We start from the raw sequence: 17,943 nt of genomic DNA, 5'->3' as shown, positions 1-17,943 counted from the left end.
CCCAAAACGAGACAGCTGCCCCAAGGCTTGCGCCAGCCTCGGGCGCGGTTGCGTGGCACGTTTACGGATAGCGCGCTGATAATGCGACCGTTTTTGAGCTTTTTCCAGAGCCGCGAACGGACTGTTGCAACAAGTTAACAAGATTGCAACCGACCGGGAAACCTGCTTGTTGGACGGGTATTGGCGACTCACCGCTGGAGCAGAACGTTTCAGCGAGCGGGCGCCGGACGAGGCCGCAGGATTGATGGTGAATCCAACGGTGCTGCAGGAGCACAATCCTGCAGTTCACGCCGCCGCGCGGATGGCTGCGCGGGAAAATCCATCCTTCAGGGTCTCCGAGGTGGGGCAAGACGATGATGGATTTCGAGGGCCAGGGCGGGAACGCATTCGACAACCCGGATTTTGCGCAGACCGAAGGCGGAAGCCCTTTGCCGGTCGCAGGCGCGGGTGTCCGTATCGTCCTGACGCCGGACAGCCAGGGCGTGGTCGTGCTCCCCGCCGGCCTTACCCTCCAGGACATCCAGATCCAGGGCCGTGACCTGGTAGTGATCGGCGCCGACGGCGCTCGGTACGTGATCGTCGACGGCGCCATGGTCGTTCCACAGATCGTGGTCGAGGGGGTGGCCGTGCCGCCGGCCAACCTTGCTGCCCTGCTGGTCGGCAACGAGCCGGAGCCCGCCGCCGGCCCGCCCCGGAGCTCGGGCGGCAACTTCGCCGATCCGGTCGGCCCCCTCCAGGACGCGTTCGGGTTGGGCGATCTGCTGCCTTACACGGAACTGCAGTTCACCGCGGAGGACGAGCGGGAGGTCATTCCCGCCGAAGCCGACCCTCGTCCCGATATCTCGATCGAGGTCGGCAACTCCGGCGTTTCGGTCCGCAACGCGGAAGCATCGGTCAGCGAGGCAGGCCTCCCCGCGCGTGCGGGCGAGCCCGCCGGCAGCAACAGCGCCGCGGACAGCGAAAGCACCTTCGGCTTCATCAACTTCTCGTCGCCCGACGGTACCTCGCAGGTTGCCCTCAACGGCGTCCCGATCACCGCGGTAGGGCAGACCTTCGCCACGCCCTTCGGCGTCCTGACGATCACCAGCATCGCAGACGGCCGGATCGGGTACAGCTACACCCTGACCGACAACACTGCCGACCCCGCTCCGGAACAGCGGTTCACCGTCACGATCACGGATTCGGACGGCGATACCGCAACCGCCACGCTGGTCATCACGATCGCCGACGACGCGCCCAACGCGGCCAACGACACCGACAGCGTTGCGGCCGGCAGCTATGCCGCGATCGGCGGCAACGTGATCACCGGCCAGGGCACCGACAGCGGCGCCGCGGGCGCCGACACCCTCGGGGCGGACAACGCCCGCGTCACTGCCGTGGCGAATTCGGCCGGACAGTCGGTCAGCGGCAGCACCGTGCTGGTCATCCAGGGCGCTTACGGCACCCTGACCCTGAACGGAGATGGGTCCTACAGCTATCAGCGTGCGCCGGGCACGCCGGGCGGATCGACGGACACCTTCACCTATACGCTGACCGACGGCGACGGTGACAGCGACACTGCCACGCTGACGATCGCCATCGGCGATGCCCCGGCAACGGTGACTTCCGTGCCCCTGGTGGGCGATGGCACCGTCGTCGACGAAGCCGGCCTGCCGCCGCGCGGCACCGAGGCACCCGGATCGGCCGAGGCCACCGATGTCGAGACGACGTCCGGCACGATCACCTTCGCGGCGCCCGACGGGGTCGCCGGCGTCTCCCTCAACGGCGTGGTCGTCACCGGCGCCGGGCAGCAGATCGCGCTGCCGCAAGGAACGCTGACGATCGTGTCCTACGATCCCGTCGCAGGCACGCTCGAGTACAGCTTCACCCTGGCCGACAACACCTTCGGCGATGCCACCCAAATCGGGCTCAGCGTCACCGTGACCGATACGGACGGGGACAGCGACACCGAAGATTTCGTGATCATGGTGGTGGACGACACTCCCCTCGCTGTCGACGATTCCGCGGCCCAAGGCGCGGAGAACGCGCCCGTGATGGTCGACGTGTTCGCCAACGACACTCCGGGCGCGGACAGCGTGAGCCTCGTTTCGGGCATAGCACTCGTCGCCGGCTCGCTGAGCGGGTCCGGCACGGTCGTCTACAACAACGACGGCACCTTCACCTACACGCCCGCGCCGGGCGAGGAAGGCACCGTCACTTTCGACTACACGATCACCGATGGCGACGGCGACACCTCGACCGCGACCGTGACCATCGTCCTCGCGCCGGATTCCACCCCCACGATCGACGTGATCGAAGCGCAGGGCGGGGCCATGGTGCACGAAGCCGGGCTGCCGGCGGGCTCCAACGCCGCGGCCGACAGCGAAACCACGGTCGGCACTTTCGCGATCGCGACCGGCAACGATCCTGTCGGCTCTCTTGTGATCAACGGCGTGAACGTGACCGGCGGAGGCACCGTCGCAGGCGCGCACGGCACGCTGACCGTCAGCCTGTCGGGTGGCAGCTATAGCTACAGCTATACGCTGACCGGCAATACCGCCGGGGACGGCACGCAGGACGTGTTCAGCGTGGTCGTGACCGACAGCGACGGGGACAGCGCCAGCGCGCCGCTGGTCATCGACATCGTCGACGACGTGCCGACCGCGCGGGCCGATGCGGACAGCGTCGGCGAAGACACTGCCCTCGTGGCCGACGGCAACGTGCTGACCGGCAGCGGCGGAACGGACGCCAATGCTTCCGACGGTGTCGCCGATACACGGGGCGCCGACGGCGCTTCCGTCACCACGACCGGCAGCTTTGCCGGGCTCCACGGTACGCTCGTGCTCGCCGCCGACGGCAGCTACAGCTACACGCTCGGCAACGGCAGCACGGCGGTGCAGGGGCTTTCCGCCGGCGAAACGCTGACCGAGGTCTTCACCTACACCATTCGCGACGGTGACGGAGACACGTCCGCCGCCACCCTGACGATCACGATCAACGGCACGGACGACGGCGTCTCCATCGGCGGGCTCGACGGCGCCGGCGCCGAAGAACTGGTCGACGAAGCCGACCTGGCCGACGGCTCCTCGCCCGATGCGGCGGCGCTGACTCAGGCCGGCACGTTCACCTTCACCGCGCCCGACGGGCTCGACGATGTCGGCATCGGCGGAACGCAGGTCGTCACCAACGGCGTGTTCACTCCCGGCCTCACCGCCTCGAGCCCGCTCGGCACGGTGACGATCACCGCCTTCACCCCCGTACTTGCTGCCGACGGCTCGATCGTCGGCGGCACGTTCAGCTACTCCTATACTCTGGGCGACAACACGCTGGCACACGCGGGTGCGGGCCGGGACAGCGTCACCGACAGCTTTGGCGTCACGGTGACCGACGTGGACGGCTCAAGCGCCACCGCCAGCCTCGACATCCGGGTGGTGGACGACGTGCCGACGGCGCAGGCCGACGCGAACAGCGTGGCCGAAGGCGCGGTGGCTGCCGGCAATGTGGTCGGCAATGACAAGTTCGGTGCCGACGGTGCGGCACCAGGGGGCGCCGTCACCGGCGTGGCTGCCGGCAGCGATCCGTCGAGTCCGATCACGGGGGGCATTGGGGGCGTGATCGCCGGCCAGTACGGTACGCTGACGCTGAACGCGGACGGCAGCTATACTTACGACGGCGCCCCCGACACCGTCCCGCCGATCGGGGCGGTCGACACGTTCGTCTACACGATCACCGACGGGGACGGGGACACTTCGACCACGACCCTGACGATCACGCTGAGCGACAGCGGCCTCGCGGCGGCGAACGAGGATGCCGCGGTCGACGAGGCGGCGCTGGCGACCGGCAGCGATCCGCTCGGCACCGGCGAGACCGCGAGCGGCACGCTGGCGAACAACGTCAGCGGCGGCACCGGGCCGTACAGCTTCGCGCTGGTCGGCGGCGGCGCCGGCAGCAACGGCACGCTGACGCTGAACGCCGACGGCACCTGGAGCTACACGCTGGCGACGCGGGTCGACGGGGCGACGTCGGACAACGGGCCGAATACGCTCAACGATGTCGAGACGTTCACCTACCGGGTGACCGACGCCAACGGCAACACCGTCACCCAGATCCTGACCATCGACATCGTCGACGACGTGCCGACCGCGCGAGCGGATGCGGCGACCCAGGCGGCGGAGAACGCGCCGATCGTGATCGATGCGCTCGCGAACGACGTGTTCGGCGCCGACGGAGTAGCTCCGGCAAGCGTGTCGGTGGCGACGCAGCCGGCTTTCGGCACGGTCAGCTACTCCGCCGCGACGGGGCTGTTCACCTATACGCCCGCGCCGGGTGCGGGCAGTGCATCCCTCACGGACAGCTTCACTTACACCATTGTCGATGGCGACGGGGACAGCTCGACCGCGACGGTGACGATTACGCTGCGTCCGGACTCGCAGCCGGTCGTCGAGGCAGTGACGGCGGCCGTGGACGATGACGGCCTGGGCGGCAGCGCGCTCTCCGGCACCGGCGATATCGACGCGAATGCCGGCGAGGTCCCGTTCAGCTCCAGCGAAGCGGTGTTCAACGGCAAGATCGACGTGAACTTCGGTGCCGACGGCGGCACCGTGACTTTGGCGAACCTCCACGGGACGGCCGGCCAGGTCGGCGCCGAAGCGGTGACTTACGGCTGGGACGAAGGATCGCGTACACTGACCGCGACGGGCGCTCGGGGTCCGCTGTTCTCCGTCACTCTCCAGCCGGACGGCACCTATACGGTCACCTTGCTGGACAACGTGCTGCACTCCGCGGGAGGCGATGAGACGAGCGCTCCGGCAGTCGTGCTCGATTATCTCGCGACCGACGGCGACGACGGCGATCCTGCGACCGGGACGCTGACGATCACGTTCAACGACGATGCTCCCTTCGCGACCGACAATTCCGCGAGGGCTGAAGAAGGCGAGAGTGTCAGCGGCAATGTCCTGACAGACGGCACGCCGGATCAGTTCGGAGCCGACGGCGCGGCCGCACCCGGGGCGGGGGTGATCGGCTTCGCCCAGGGCGGCACCAGCGCGGCGCCGGGTGGATCGATCTCCACCACGCTCGGGACCCTGACCCTGAACGCCGACGGCAGCTACACTTACGTCGCCAAGTCCAACACGATCACTGCCGATACGACGGACACCTTCACCTACACCATCGAGGACGGCGACGGCGACCGGTCGACCGCCACGCTGACGATCAATGTCAGCGCGGTGACCGGAACGGTGTCCGACGACAATGTTCTCGTGAACGAGGCCGGCCTGAACGGCTCCGGCGGCGTAGGCGTCGGCAGCGCAGCAGGCACCGACAGCGAGACCGATTCGAACGGCTCCGTCACGGCAAGCGGCGGGACGCCACCTTACACATATTCGATCACCAGCACTCCGGGCAGCCCCGTGGGTACGCTGACCCTGGACAGCTTGACCGGCGCGTACAGCTACACGCTCGACGGGCCGATCGATGGGCCGACGGCGGCCGATGGCGCGCAGACGCTGTCGAACGTGGAAAGCTACGGCTACGAGGTCCGTGACATCCTCGGCAATCTCATCGGGACCGGCACGATCGTGATCGACGTGGTCGACGACGTGCCGACGGCGCGGGCCGATGCGGGCGTCGTCGTGGCAGAGGATAGCCCGGCTGCCGTGGGCGGAAACGTGCTCACGAACGATACCCCGGGGGCGGACGGGGCGACCATGGTTTCGGTCAACATCGGCGGAACGGACTACCTCGTGCCCGCCGCCGGAACGACTATCCCCCTCGCCAATGGAACCTATACGTTCCAGGCGAACGGCGCCTGGACCTTCGATCCCGCCACGGGGCTCGACCACACGGGCGGGGCGATCGACGCCTCGTTCACCTACACCATCGAAGACGGAGACGGGGACCGCTCGTCGGCCAGCCAGCCGATCTCGATCACTGACGGAGCGGGCCCGACAGCCGGTCCCGCGATCGACCTGGTGGTGGACGACGAGAACCTCGCGGACGGTTCGAACCCGGCTACTCCCGTCACCGACAGCCAGGACATCGTGTTCACCGCCGGATCGGATGCCATCGCGACGGTCGCCTTCGGCCTCGACCTTTCGGGACTTAGCCCGAGCCTTTCGTGGACGCGCGTAGATGGCGACACCATCGTCGGCCGGGACGGAGCCACGCCGATCGTCACGCTCCAGCTGACCCGCACGGGCAACACGGCGACCGTTACGGCGACGCTGCACGACAACCTCAGCAGCCATCCCGGCATCGACGCCGACGACCTGCTGGCGCTCGGTTCGGTCGATGTGATCGCCACGGACAGCGACGGCGACACGGCCACGTCGTCCGTTTCGATCTCGGTCTCGGACGATGTGCCGGTGGCGGACGACGACGCGAACAGCGTGACGGAAGGCCTTGGCAATACGGCCGCAGGCAACGTCTTCGGCGCGACCGGCTCGAGCCCGGGCGACGATGCCGATTCGATCGGAGCCGACGGGCCGGCAGCGGGCGGTGCGGTGACCGGAGTGCGCGTGGGGACCGAACCGAGCGGCGGCGCGCTGGCCACTGTGGCCGGAGCGACGGTGGTCAGCGGGGCTTACGGCAACCTGACCATCAACCCTGACGGCACCTACAGCTACCAGCTGACGACGGCGTCGATTCCCACTGGAGTTACCAGCGAAACGTTTACCTACCGGATTACCGATGGGGACGGCGACACCGACCTGGCCGAACTGGTGATCGCGCTGAACCAGGATGCCAACGCGCCCAACGTGACCGGCGACGCGCGGACGGTCTACGAGGACGGCCTTGCGGATGGAGCCCAGTACGGGGCGACGAGCGAGACTGTAACCGGCACCTTTACGGTCGCCGCCAACGGCGAAGGCTACACGCTGACGCTGGACGGCGACGTCGGCGGCCCCGTGACAATCCTCGCCGCTGGCGACAAGGTCACCACCAGTAAGGGCGAGCTGACGATCACTTCGATTTCGGCCCCGGTCGGCGGAGTGGTGACCTATGGCTACAGCTACACGCTCTCTGGGCCGCTGACGCACACCGGCGCGGGTGAAGCGAACCCGCTGCTCGATACGATCACCATGACCGTGACCGATGCGACCGGCGACAGCGACGGAACGCCGGGCTCGATCGTCATCACGATCGTGGACGACGTGCCGACGGCGATCGCGCCGGCGGCCGCCAGCGTGGTCAACAAGGCCGGCTCTTCGACGACCGCTGCGCTGGACCTGAACGGCGTGACCGACAACTTCGGCGCGGACGGACCTGGCCTGATCACATTTGCGAACATCGCGCAGGGCTCGAACTCGGGCATGACGTCCGGCGGCACGGCGATAACCCAGTGGCTGTCGAACGACGGCCAGACGCTGCAGGGCCGCATCAACAGCACCGACGGCTCGGACGGTACGCTGATCTTCGAAATCGATCTGAACCAAGGCGCCAGCAACTATACGATCGCCATGTCGGGCACGATCGACAATGGCGCGGGCGTTTCGTTCAGCAATCTCACCAGTACCAACGCGGGCAACGATCTCTACCGCGGCGTGGGGGCCAACAGCGCCGCCACGAAAGTGGACCTGCTCCTCTCCGGCTCGGCCCCCGGAGGGGCCCCGGATACGGTGAACACCAACAACACGGCAATCGGCGTGGGGAATCAGTCGGTGGGCCCCGGCGACACCCTGCGCATCGATTTCGTGAGCAACCTGACCAGCGGTGCCGCAACGCCGAGCGGCTTCGGCTTCACCGGACATGTCTCGACCATATCGTTCCTCGGCCGCATCGCGGAAGTGCAAGGGAACCAGAACGAACAGGTCAATTTCAAGGTGTGGGCGCTGAACACGACCTTGACCCAATCCGGTACCCCCGACCGTAATCCCGCTGGCGGCTTCTCGGACAGCAGTACCGTCACCATCACGGAAGTCACCGTAAGGGATTATGCAACCGGGGGCACGACGACGGTCGACATCTCCAGCTTGCCAGTGACCGGGGCGAAAGCCATCGCCTATGGCATCAGCGTTGTTCGCAATGCGGATGGCTCGATCACATTCCAAGGTGTTCAGGAGGGAGATTCCTACGGGTTCAAGACCAGCTCCGGCACTTTCGACGCGGTTGCGGTTCAGGGGCTTACGGGCGGGTTCGACGTCGGAACCTTTTCGATCGGCACCATTATCACCGGGGACCCGATCGATTTCTCCTATGATCTGCAAATCACCGATGGGGACGGCGATTCCGTGCTCATGCCGGATGCGCTGAACATCACGGCCAACCCGGCCACCCCGCCCGTTGCGCTCGATCTCGATGGCGATGGCGTGGAGTTCCTCGGCCTCGATGCCAGCGTGGCCTACGATTACGGCGATGGCCTGAGGACCACGGGATGGGTCGCGCGCGACGACGGACTGCTGGCGCGGAACACCGGCAGCGGCCTGGACATCGTCTTCACCGACGACGCGGTCGGCGCCACCAGCGACCTCGAGGGTGTACGGCTCGGCTATGACAGCGACGGTGACGGGTTGTTGACCGCCGCCGATCACCGCTGGGCTTCCTTCGGCGTGTGGCAGGATGCCAACTCCAACGGGAAAGTCGATGCCGGCGAGTTCAGATCGCTGGCGGAAGCGGGCATCACGTCGATCGGTCTCGTTTCCGACGGTCAGTCGTACAGTGCGGCGGACGGCGATGTGCTGGTCCAGGGCACCGCGAGCTTCACACGAGCGGACGGAAGCACCGGCGATGTCGCCGATGCGCTGTTCGCGACGACTGCTCAGCAGAAGGCCGACCAGCGCACCGTGGAAACGGTCGTCACCGCGGCCGCTGCGGGCGCGCTGCTGGTGCCGCAGCCGGTTCTTGCGGACGATCGGGTGATAACGGCAGACGTACCGCTGGAGCGGATCGATGCGGGCCTGATCGACCCGGACGCGCCGGAGCCGGCCGGCTTCGCGACGGAAGCCGATCGCACCACCGACGCCGACCTGTTCGAAGCGGCGGTTCAGGCTCAGCCGGCAAACCCTGCGGCGACCGCGGACCTGTCGGATGAGGATTTCGCTCCTGCGCAGAACGCAGCGGCGGATGCCCCCTCGGCCAGTGTCGCTCTCGATTCCGCTTCCGAGCCGGCGGCCGACTTCGGCGGCTCGGTTTTCGCGGGCTTCGATGCCGATGTAAGCGGCGGCGCGCTGATGGAAGCGCTCCTGGCGCTTCAGGCAACGCCGGCGCAGCCTGCGGCCTTGCAGGCTGCGGCGATCGGGGAAGCACTCGGCGAAGCGGCCGACAGTGCCGCAGTCGACGCGGTCATCGACCACTATGCCGGCGGGGAAGCCGCGGAGTTCGCCAACTGGGGCGGCGACATCGAACCCGCGATGCTGCTGCAGGCGCTGGATGGACATGTCTTCGCCGGCAACGGGGCGGTCATTTCCGATGCGATGGACGATGCGGCCACGATGGCCGCAATGGCATCGGCTTGAAATCGAAGAGCGAGGGGCATCCGATGAGAATACGATTGGCGCTACCGGTCATGGCGACCTGCCTGGCCGCGGCCCTGCCGGGCGTGGCCCAGGCGCAGGCAAACACCGACGGTCTGGCGGGGGCCGATGTCGGCACGCTGCGCTCTGAGATCGGGCAGAGGTACGATGCGGCTCTGGCCGCGACGCTGGACCCGAGCGTGGTCAACGCGGACGATTCCCGCTTCACCTGGGCTTCGGAAGCCAAAGTGCAGTGCGGCATCGCGCTCGGCTTTCTCAAGTCGGGCACACGGGACCAGACGAGCATCGCCAAGTGCCAGATGGCTTCCGACCTGATGACCCGGCAGCCGGCGCCGCAGCAGGCCGCCCCGCCGCCCCCGCCGCCGCTGTCCACGCAAGCCTGCCGCGGCGATCTGCCCGGGATGGTCTTCTTCGACTTCGATTCCGCCGTGCCGCCGGCCGATGCCGGGCAGACGGCGGATTTCGTCGCCCGCAACGCCGGCCCCTGCGGCTGGAGCAGCTTCACGCTGACCGGGCATGCGGACCGTTCGGGCAGCGAAGCCTACAACATCGATCTGTCCCGCCGCCGGGCCGAGGCCGTAGCGAGCGTGCTGGCTTCCGCCGGCCTGCCGCGCGCTTCGATCACGACCGATGCCAAGGGCGAACAACAACCGCGAGTGCCAACGGCGGACGGCGTGCGCGAGCCGCAAAACCGCCGCGTCGAAATCACGGTAAGGTAACTGGGGGTCACATGCGCAAGATCACACTGCTCGCAACCGCGGCCTTGCTGGCCGGCACTGTGCCGGCCGCGCAGGCGCAAGACGGAGCCATATCGCTGCAGGACGCCATTTCGGTGGCGATGCAGACCAATCCGCAGATCATCCAGGCCCAGATGAACAAGGAAGCGATCGAATTCGAGCGCAAGCAGGCCCAGGGCCTGTTCTTGCCGCGGGTCGATCTCGAAGCTTCCGCGGGCGTCCGCCGGCTGGAGAACCGCACGCGGCGAACCCTGGGGATCGCCGACGACGAGCTCTACCCGCTCGAAGCCGGGCTGACCGGCGAGTGGACCGTCCTCGATTTCGGCCGCCGCCGGGGCGAACTGCTGCGCCAGGCGGCCCGGGTCGACGGTGCCTCGCTGCGGGTGGTCGAGCGGTCGGAGTTCGTCGCGCTGCAGGTGGCGCGCCAGTATTTCGACGTGCTGCTCCAGCAGCGGATCGCCGCCGCGTCGGAAGACAATGCCGCGTTCCACCAGGCGCTCGTCAACGACCTCGGGCAGGGCGTCGACCAGGGCTCGATCAGCATCGCCGACCGCCAGCAGGCGGAAGAGCGGCTGCAGTCCGCGCTGGTCCGGCGCGAGGAGGCCCGGCAGGGCCTCAACGAAGCGACCATTGCGCTGCGCCGGCTGACCGGGCTGGAGATCGGCCAGGTGACGCTGCCGCCGAACCTCGCCAGCGCGCTTTCGCCCAGCCTGGCGGACGCCGTCGGGCAGGCGCGCAACCAGCACCCGCTGGTGCGGGAAGCCATGGCCGATGTCGATGCGGCGAACGCATTGGCGAAGTCGGCGGAGGGCGATCTCTACCCCACGGTCGGCGTCGAAGTGCGCGGCCGCGTCGGCGAGGATATCGACGGGTTCCAGGGCGCGACCAACGACGTGCAGGCCCGCGCGGTGCTGCGCTGGAACATCTGGGACGGCGGCATCAACCGCGCCAAGCTGCAGGAAACGGTCCGCCGCGCGAGCGAGACCCGCTACCGTCTCCACGACCTGCAACGCCAGGCGGAAGAGGACGTGCGGATGGCCTGGTCGACGATGCAGACCCAGGCCAACATCGTGGAAGTGCTCAACCGCCAGAGCCAGGTCAGCGACGATCTGCTGCTGTCGTACCGCAGCCAGTTCAACGTCGGCCGCCGGTCGCTGCTCGACGTGCTCGACGCCCAGAACACCCGCTACAACACGCAGGTCCGGCTCGAGACGGCGCGCTTCTCGCAGCTTTTCGCGCAGTACCAGGCGCTCGCAGCGGCGAACGATCTGCTGGAAGCGCTGAACATCACTCCGGGCGCCGGAGCGGGCGCCAACGAGCGTGCGCGGTTCGAATACGGCCCGCCCGTCGCGGCCGAACTCCAGCGCCGCGTGAACCCCTGACCCCGTCCGTCGCGGCCGATTAGAAAGTAGCGCGTGTGTCCAGGTTCGATGAACGTACCGAAGGCCGGCTGGTGGATCCCCTCGCCGAATGCGTGGCGGAACTCGCCCGGCGCCTGTCGGCGGGCTTTTCGGCCGTCGTGCTGGACGATCTCCCGCGCGACGTTCACGGGCGCCTGCCGGCCCATCAGGCGGGCGCCGCGCTCGAGCTGGCGGGGCTGAACTTCGACATCCGCGGCCGGCGCAAGCTGCCGCGCAACGGCGCGCCTTATCCGGCGCTCGTCGAGCTGCGGGGCGGCGAGTTCGCGATCCTGCTCGACGTGCGGGACGAGGACCTGCTGGTCTGGCGGGCCAAGCGCGGCGAGGCGTGGGAGCCGTTCAAGAGCGTCGCCGCCGAGTACGCGGGCCGCTTCATTTCGGTCTACGGCGATCCCGATACGCTGCGCGAAGGGGAAGCGCCCTGGCACGCCAAGGCGCGCAGCCACTGGTTCTGGGGCGAACTGCGCAAGGAACGGCGGGCGTTCTCGCCCGTGTTGCTGGCCTCGCTGCTGATCAACTTGCTGGCGATCGCGCTGCCGCTGTTCACGATGAACGTCTACGATCGGGTGATCCCGAACCGTGCGGGGTCGACCTTATGGGTCCTGGCCCTGGGCGTGGTCTTCGCGTTCGCGCTGGAGTTTGCCCTTCGCCGGGCCCGGACGGCGGTGGTCGACGACATTTCCCGCCGGCTGGACTTGCGGCTGTCGCAGAAGATCTTCGGGCGGCTGCTCGCCACTCCGCTGGAGGAACGCCGTGGCCACACCGGCGCCCTGGCGGCGCGGGTCTCCGAATACGCCGTAGTGCGGGACTTCTTCGCCGCCACGACCGTGATGCTGATCGTGGACCTGGTGTTCATGGTCGTGTTCATCGCCGTCGTCGCTATCATCGGCGGCTGGCTGGCGCTCGTGCCGCTGACCATCATCGCGGCCATGGCGGCGGCGGGCTTCGTGCTCCAGCGCAAGGCCGTCGAGGCGGCGCAGGACGCGCAGGCCGATCACGGCCTGCAGCAGACCCTGCTGGTCGAATCCATCGCGGGCATGGAAACGCTGAAGAGCATGGCGGGCGAGGGCGGGATGATCAGCCGCTGGCACCGCCTGGCGGAGATCGGCGCGCTTTCGCAGCAGCGGCTGCGCGACGTCACCTCTCTGGCCGTCGGCCTGGCGCAGACGTTCCAGCAGGTCTCCACCATCGCGCTGATCATCGGCGGGTACTACCTGTTCGCATCCGGCGAGATCACCATGGGCGCCATCATCGCGATCGTGATGCTCGCCTCGCGCTCGATGGCACCGGCCGGGCAAATCGCGTTCCTGCTCACCCGCGGGCGGCAGGCGCAGGAGACGCTCGGCAGCATCGAGCGGCTGTTCGACGGCGAGGACGAGCGCCGGAAGGGCAGCAGCCTGGCGCCCGCGCGCATCGAAGCGCCGGCGATCCGGTTCGAGAACGTCCAGTTCCGCTATCCGGAGGCCTCCACGTCCGCGCTCGACGGCATCGATCTGGAGATCCGGCCCGGGGAACGCATCGCCATCGTCGGCCGCGTGGCTTCGGGCAAGAGCACCCTGGGGCGCGTGCTTTGCGGGATGTACCAGCCGACCGACGGCTCGGTCCTGATCGGCGGCATCGACAGCCGGCAGTACCGCCCGCAGCAGCTGCGCGCCGCCTTGCGCTTCGTCGGGCAGGACTCGGCGCTGTTCACCGGTACGGTGAAGGACAACCTGACGCTGGGTAACCGCGAGACCTCCGACGATGAACTGATCGCGGCCATGCACGCCACGGGTGCGGACCAGTTCCTGTCCCGCGACGCCGGCGGCTTCGACCGTCCGGTGGGCGAGGGCGGGCGCAGCCTCTCAGGCGGTCAGCGCGCGTTCCTGGCGCTGACGCGAGCGCTGGTCTCGCCTAGCGAGCTGCTGTTCCTGGACGAGCCGACAGGGGCGATGGACAGCCAGACGGAGAAACATTTCGTCGAGCGACTGTCCCAGTCTCTGACAGATCGACAGACCCTGGTCATTTCGACCCATCGTCCGGCCCTGTTTTCGATCTGCGACCGCCTTATCGTACTCGACAAGGGGCGCATCGTGGCTGACGGACCCATGCAGGAGGTCATTTCCGCCTCGGGCGCAGAAGGCGCGATCGTTCGATGACAGCTTTGCACATCAACCCGCCCGTAAGCTTCGCGGATCGGATGCGGCCTCGCGGCGTGGCGCTGCCCAAAGTCGCCGCCGCCGTGGCGGCGCTTGCCGTTGCAAGTGCCGCCGCCGGGTTCTTCCTGCTGCGCCAGCCGGCTGTCGCAGCGCCCAACGTGCAACTCAGCAGCACCATGCGCGCCGAGATCGGGGCGATGTCCACCGGGGCGGAACAGGCCGTGTTGGTCTCCGGCGAAACGGCGCAGTTGCGAAACGCTCGCATCCCGTTTGCGGCCGAGAGCCTCGGCGGCATGCGCGGCTTTGCCGACATCGACAGCGCATCGCCGCAATACGGCACCGCGCTCAAGTGCCTGACCCAGGCGATCTACTACGAAGCCGCGAACGAGACTGAACTCGGCAAGCGCGCCGTGGCGCAAGTCGTGCTCAACCGCCTGCGCCATCCGGAGTATCCGAACTCCGTGTGCGGCGTGGTCTATGAAGGCGCCAGCGCGCCGGTGTGCCAGTTCAGCTTCACGTGCGACGGTTCGCTGCTGCGCCGGCCGATGGCGCGCCAGTGGGCCGAGTCCCGCCGGGTCGCGGCCGCGGCGCTGGCCGGCAGTGTCGTCCCCGAAGTCGGATCGGCGACCCATTACCACGCCGACTACGTCCTGCCCCGCTGGGCCTATTCGCTGGGCAAGCTGCGGCAGATCGGAACCCATATCTTCTATCGCTTCCCCGGCCGCGTCGGCATGCCCGAGGTGTTCGCCGACCGCTGGTCAGGCAGCGAAGCCATCCCTTCGCTTGACTTCGGCCGCCTTCGGTCCAAGCTGGCCGTGGCTGACGAGCCGGTGATCGAGGAGGCGGAGCCGGCCTACGTGCCCGGCCTCGCCGTGGTTCCGGACGTGAAGGACCGCCACGCGCCCGCCGACGTCGGTGGCCGGATCGATCCCGCTGCCGGCTGGCGCCTGTCGATCCCCGATCCGGTCCAGCTGAGCGCCAACTATCGCTCCGCGCTGTCCCAGCAGGGCGCAGCCAAGGCGGATGCGGGTGCGGCGGAACCTGCGGCTCCCGCGCCTACCCAGGGTCACGCAGCGCCATGATCGCTGCTTTGCCCGCGCGTTTCGCCGGCTGGGATTCCAGCCGCCGCCTGATTGCCGTTTCCGCGGTGGGGATGCTGTTGCTGATCGTCTGGGCGGCGTTCGCCCAGGTGGACGAAGTGACGCGCGGAACCGGCAAGGTGATCCCTTCGAGCAAGGCCCAGCTGGTGCAGCCGGCGGAGCCGGCGATGGTCGCCGAGATCCTCGTCCGCGGTGGACAGACCGTGAAGCAGGGCCAACTGCTGGTGCGGCTCGACGATGCCCAGGCTTCCTCGGAACTAGGGCAGCTGGAGACGGAGAACGAGCGGCTCTCGGTCCGCGCCCGGCGGCTGGCGCAGGAGGCGGCCGGCGGTTCGCTCGGCTGCGCGGAAGGCACGGTCTGCGCCGAAGAGCAAAGGCTGCAGCAGGTGCGCATGGCCACGGCCCGCTCGCGCGAGGGCGCGCTTGCGGCCGCGATCGAGCAGCGCCGGCGCGACCTGCAGGAAGCGCAAGCCACGGCCGGTTCGCTGGAGGACAGCCTGCGCCTGGCGCGGGAGCAGGTGCGGATGCTCGAACCCCTGGCCAGGCAGGGCATCGTCCCGCAGACGGAACTGCTGACGGCGCAGCGGGAGGTTGTCGACGTGCAGGGCCGGCTTTCTGCCGCCCGCCAGGCCGCCGCTCGCGCTTCGGCCTCGATCCGGGAGGCTCAGGCCGAGCTGAATTCCGCGCGGCTGGAGTTCCGCCAGCAGGCGCTGGACGAACGCAGCGAAGTGACCACCAGGATCGCCGTCAACCAGGAGACCATTCGCGGCGCATCGGCACGGCAGCAGCGCAACGAGTTGCGCTCCCCGGCGGACGGCATCGTCAACGACCTGCAGATCACCACGGTCGGAGGTTTCGTCAACGCCGGGCAGAAGATCATGCAGATCGTGCCGGTGGGCGACAAGCTGCTGGTCGAAGCGCGTGTCGCGCCGAGCGACATCGCCTTCATCAAAGTCGGCGATCCGGCGAACGTGAAAGTCACGGCTTACGACTTCTCGATCTTCGGCGGGCTTCGCGGGCGGGTGCAGCAGATCTCTGCCGACAGCATCTTCGATGAGGTCGAGCGGGAGGCCTATTACAGCGTGCTGATCGAAACCGACCGGTCCTACATCAGCAGGAACGGCCAGCGCCTGCCGATCGTGCCGGGCATGATCTGCGACGTGGAGATTCTCACCGGCCGCAGGAGCATTCTCAGCTACCTGCTCAAACCCGTGAACAAGGCGCTCGACGAGGCCCTGACCGAGCGGTAGCGCTCAGTAACCGTGCAGCCAGACCTGGTGGCCGCTGAAGCTCAGGATCGGCCGATAGTCATGGGCCTGCGAGGCATCGAGCAAGGCGTCGCTGCCGTCGTCGAGCATCACGAACCCGCCTTCGTGGCGGACGATCAGCACGGCATGGTCGGCATTGCGCACGAGGTCGCGGGCGATCGTCAGAAACATGTCTCTGCGCGGGATCCCGGCGGCGGCGAGGAGCTGCATCTTGGTCAGCGCGATATCCTCGCAGTCGCCGCGTCCAAGCTCGAGAGTCTTCTTCGCCCCGGCCCAGAAGTCGGCGCGGGAGAACAGGTTGCGGTCCTCGGTATAGACGATGCGATCGTTCACCCAGGCGTTCACCCGGCTCAGGATAGCCGAGCGGCCGTGCGCTCCGTCACCGATCAGCGCCCGATAGCGCGCCTTGCTGACTTCGTCGTTTCGAACACGCTGCCAGTCCCGGTCGAACCCGGTCCGCCCGATCGCGAGCCGCTTGCTGGCGAGGAAGTCGTCGCCCGACAGCACGGCCGGACGCGGCATGGCCATGCCGGCGTCCGGCGCCCGCCAGCCGGCGCATCCAGCGGCCTGTACGCGGAAGCCGCCGGCGGCAGGGGCAAGCGGCTTGCGCTGCGTGTGCCCGGTTGCAGCTATGGCGGCTGCCGGTTGCGGCATGGCTGGGCTGGCGCTTTGCAACATTCGGATGCGGTCGAGCGCGCTCGGCTGCCCGCCGAGGATTGCGGCGCTCTTGGATGCCGGAGCCGCGGGTTGCAGCGGACGCGCCGCCGCCAGTGAAGTGATCCCGGTCTGCTCGCATGCAGCGGAAGCAAGGGCCGCGGTCTCGGGCTCGGTGGCAAGAGGCGCCGTGGCAGCCTGGCCGGGCGACGCGCCGAGCGCCAGGCCGCTCACAGCCGCCGCCAGGGCGGTTCGTGCAAGTGCCGGTCCGGTTGTCCAGTGAGCCACGCTCCAGAATCTGGAGCCAAGCGGTCAAGGTTGAGTGACCGGCTGTAGTTAACGCCCCGGTAAGGAATATCGGCCAGAAGCCCTGGCCCTTGCACGGGAGGGCCTTGTGTAAGCAGTCGGAGTCTCTAGCGGGATAGGGGATCGAGCGGCGCGCCGTTGGATCGCACCTCGTAGTGCACGTGCGGCCCGGTGGAATTGCCGGTCGAACCGACGAATCCGATTACGTCGCCCTGCTCGATGGCCTGGCCGGCCGTGACGTTGAGCCGTGAGAGGTGGGCGTAGCGAGTCTCGACACCACCACCGTGCGCAATCGTCACCAGCAGGCCATAGCCCCCGGACCAGCCGGCGGTCTTCACGACGCCGCCCAGCGTGGCCTTGAGGGGCGAACCGGCAGGCGCCGCAAGGTCGATCCCGGAATGGAAGCGGGAGCCGCCGTGGATCGGGTGATAGCGCATTCCGAAGCCGCTGGTCAGCGAGGCTGCGGCGATCGGCAACATGGTCGGGAAGGCGGCGGGGCCGCCGATTTCGCGAAGCAGCGGACTCGCGGCGAAGGAAACCGCCAGCGCGCTGCCCGCGACAGGTGAGCGAACCGCATAGCGCACGGGACCGACGTCGGCGTTTTCCGCCCCGACGGTGATCCGCACGGCCGGAGGGGGAACGTTGCGCAGCGGCTGTCGTTCGTTTCGTGTGGTATCCTTGCCATTCGCGATCTCAGGCACTTGCAGCGAAGCCCCGGCGACGGTCAACTGGACAGGCGCAGCCGCCGTCATCGGAGCCTGGGCAAAAGCCACGCCCGACATCATGCACCCGCAAGCGGCCGCCGCAATGGCGAACACGTTCGGGTTGAAAACGGCCCTGGAACCCATGATCCCACCACCTCCCAGCGGC

The 17,943-nt window shown here is 68.2% G+C and carries 8 protein-coding genes; 6 read left to right on the top strand and 2 right to left on the bottom strand.

Annotation, left to right across the window (positions count from 1 at the left end; translation table 11 throughout):
* Window positions 1-353 precede the first annotated feature (353 nt).
* Genes GRI75_RS08115 through GRI75_RS08090 form a run of 6 tightly spaced genes read left to right on the top strand, consistent with a single transcriptional unit; the run spans window position 354 to window position 16,095 of the window.
* Window positions 354-9,434, top strand: coding sequence for an Ig-like domain-containing protein (locus GRI75_RS08115; RefSeq protein WP_160746468.1), 9,081 nt, complete (start codon window positions 354-356; stop codon window positions 9,432-9,434).
* A gap of 23 nt (window positions 9,435-9,457) precedes the next feature.
* On the top strand, window positions 9,458-10,171 hold the full coding sequence (locus GRI75_RS08110; RefSeq protein ID WP_160746467.1) for an OmpA family protein: 714 nt from the start codon (window positions 9,458-9,460) through the stop codon (window positions 10,169-10,171).
* Between the two features lie 11 nt (window positions 10,172-10,182).
* Window positions 10,183-11,571 carry a TolC family protein gene (locus GRI75_RS08105; RefSeq protein ID WP_160746466.1) on the top strand — a complete coding sequence of 463 codons (1,389 nt, stop codon included), beginning with the start codon at window positions 10,183-10,185 and terminating at the stop codon, window positions 11,569-11,571.
* Between the two features lie 35 nt (window positions 11,572-11,606).
* On the top strand, window positions 11,607-13,745 hold the full coding sequence (locus GRI75_RS08100; protein WP_328597950.1) for a type I secretion system permease/ATPase: 2,139 nt from the start codon (window positions 11,607-11,609) through the stop codon (window positions 13,743-13,745).
* Window positions 13,742-14,827, top strand: coding sequence for a cell wall hydrolase (locus GRI75_RS08095; RefSeq protein WP_160746465.1), 1,086 nt, complete (start codon window positions 13,742-13,744; stop codon window positions 14,825-14,827). Before GRI75_RS08100 ends, GRI75_RS08095 begins: the two co-directional genes overlap by 4 nt.
* Window positions 14,824-16,095: an HlyD family type I secretion periplasmic adaptor subunit gene (locus GRI75_RS08090; RefSeq protein WP_160746464.1), complete on the top strand. Its 1,272-nt coding sequence runs from the start codon at window positions 14,824-14,826 to the stop codon at window positions 16,093-16,095. Before GRI75_RS08095 ends, GRI75_RS08090 begins: the two co-directional genes overlap by 4 nt.
* 3 nt (window positions 16,096-16,098) lie before the next feature.
* Here GRI75_RS08090 and GRI75_RS14755 read toward each other — a convergent pair whose 3' ends face one another.
* Window positions 16,099-17,055, bottom strand: coding sequence for a transglutaminase-like cysteine peptidase (locus GRI75_RS14755; protein WP_160746463.1), 957 nt, complete (start codon window positions 17,053-17,055; stop codon window positions 16,099-16,101).
* Between the two features lie 125 nt (window positions 17,056-17,180).
* Window positions 17,181-17,921, bottom strand: coding sequence for a M23 family metallopeptidase (locus GRI75_RS08080; RefSeq protein WP_235911416.1), 741 nt, complete (start codon window positions 17,919-17,921; stop codon window positions 17,181-17,183).
* Window positions 17,922-17,943 lie beyond the last annotated feature (22 nt).

This window comes from Croceibacterium soli (genome assembly GCF_009828065.1).
Taxonomy (GTDB): Bacteria; Pseudomonadota; Alphaproteobacteria; order Sphingomonadales; family Sphingomonadaceae; genus Croceibacterium_B; species Croceibacterium_B soli.
The sequence above is the reverse complement of the archived record's forward strand: the minus strand, read 5'-3'. Positions and strand labels throughout refer to the sequence as shown.

Excerpts from the sequence above, each read along its gene's own strand:
- GRI75_RS08115 (WP_160746468.1), top strand. The coding sequence starts at position 354 with ATGATGGATTTCGAGGGCCAGGGCGGGAACGCATTCGACAACCCGGAT.
- GRI75_RS08110 (WP_160746467.1), top strand. The coding sequence starts at position 9,458 with ATGAGAATACGATTGGCGCTACCGGTCATGGCGACCTGCCTGGCCGCG.
- GRI75_RS08105 (WP_160746466.1), top strand. The coding sequence starts at position 10,183 with ATGCGCAAGATCACACTGCTCGCAACCGCGGCCTTGCTGGCCGGCACT.
- GRI75_RS08095 (WP_160746465.1), top strand. The coding sequence starts at position 13,742 with ATGACAGCTTTGCACATCAACCCGCCCGTAAGCTTCGCGGATCGGATG.
- GRI75_RS08090 (WP_160746464.1), top strand. The coding sequence starts at position 14,824 with ATGATCGCTGCTTTGCCCGCGCGTTTCGCCGGCTGGGATTCCAGCCGC.
- GRI75_RS08080 (WP_235911416.1), bottom strand. The coding sequence starts at position 17,921 with ATGGGTTCCAGGGCCGTTTTCAACCCGAACGTGTTCGCCATTGCGGCG.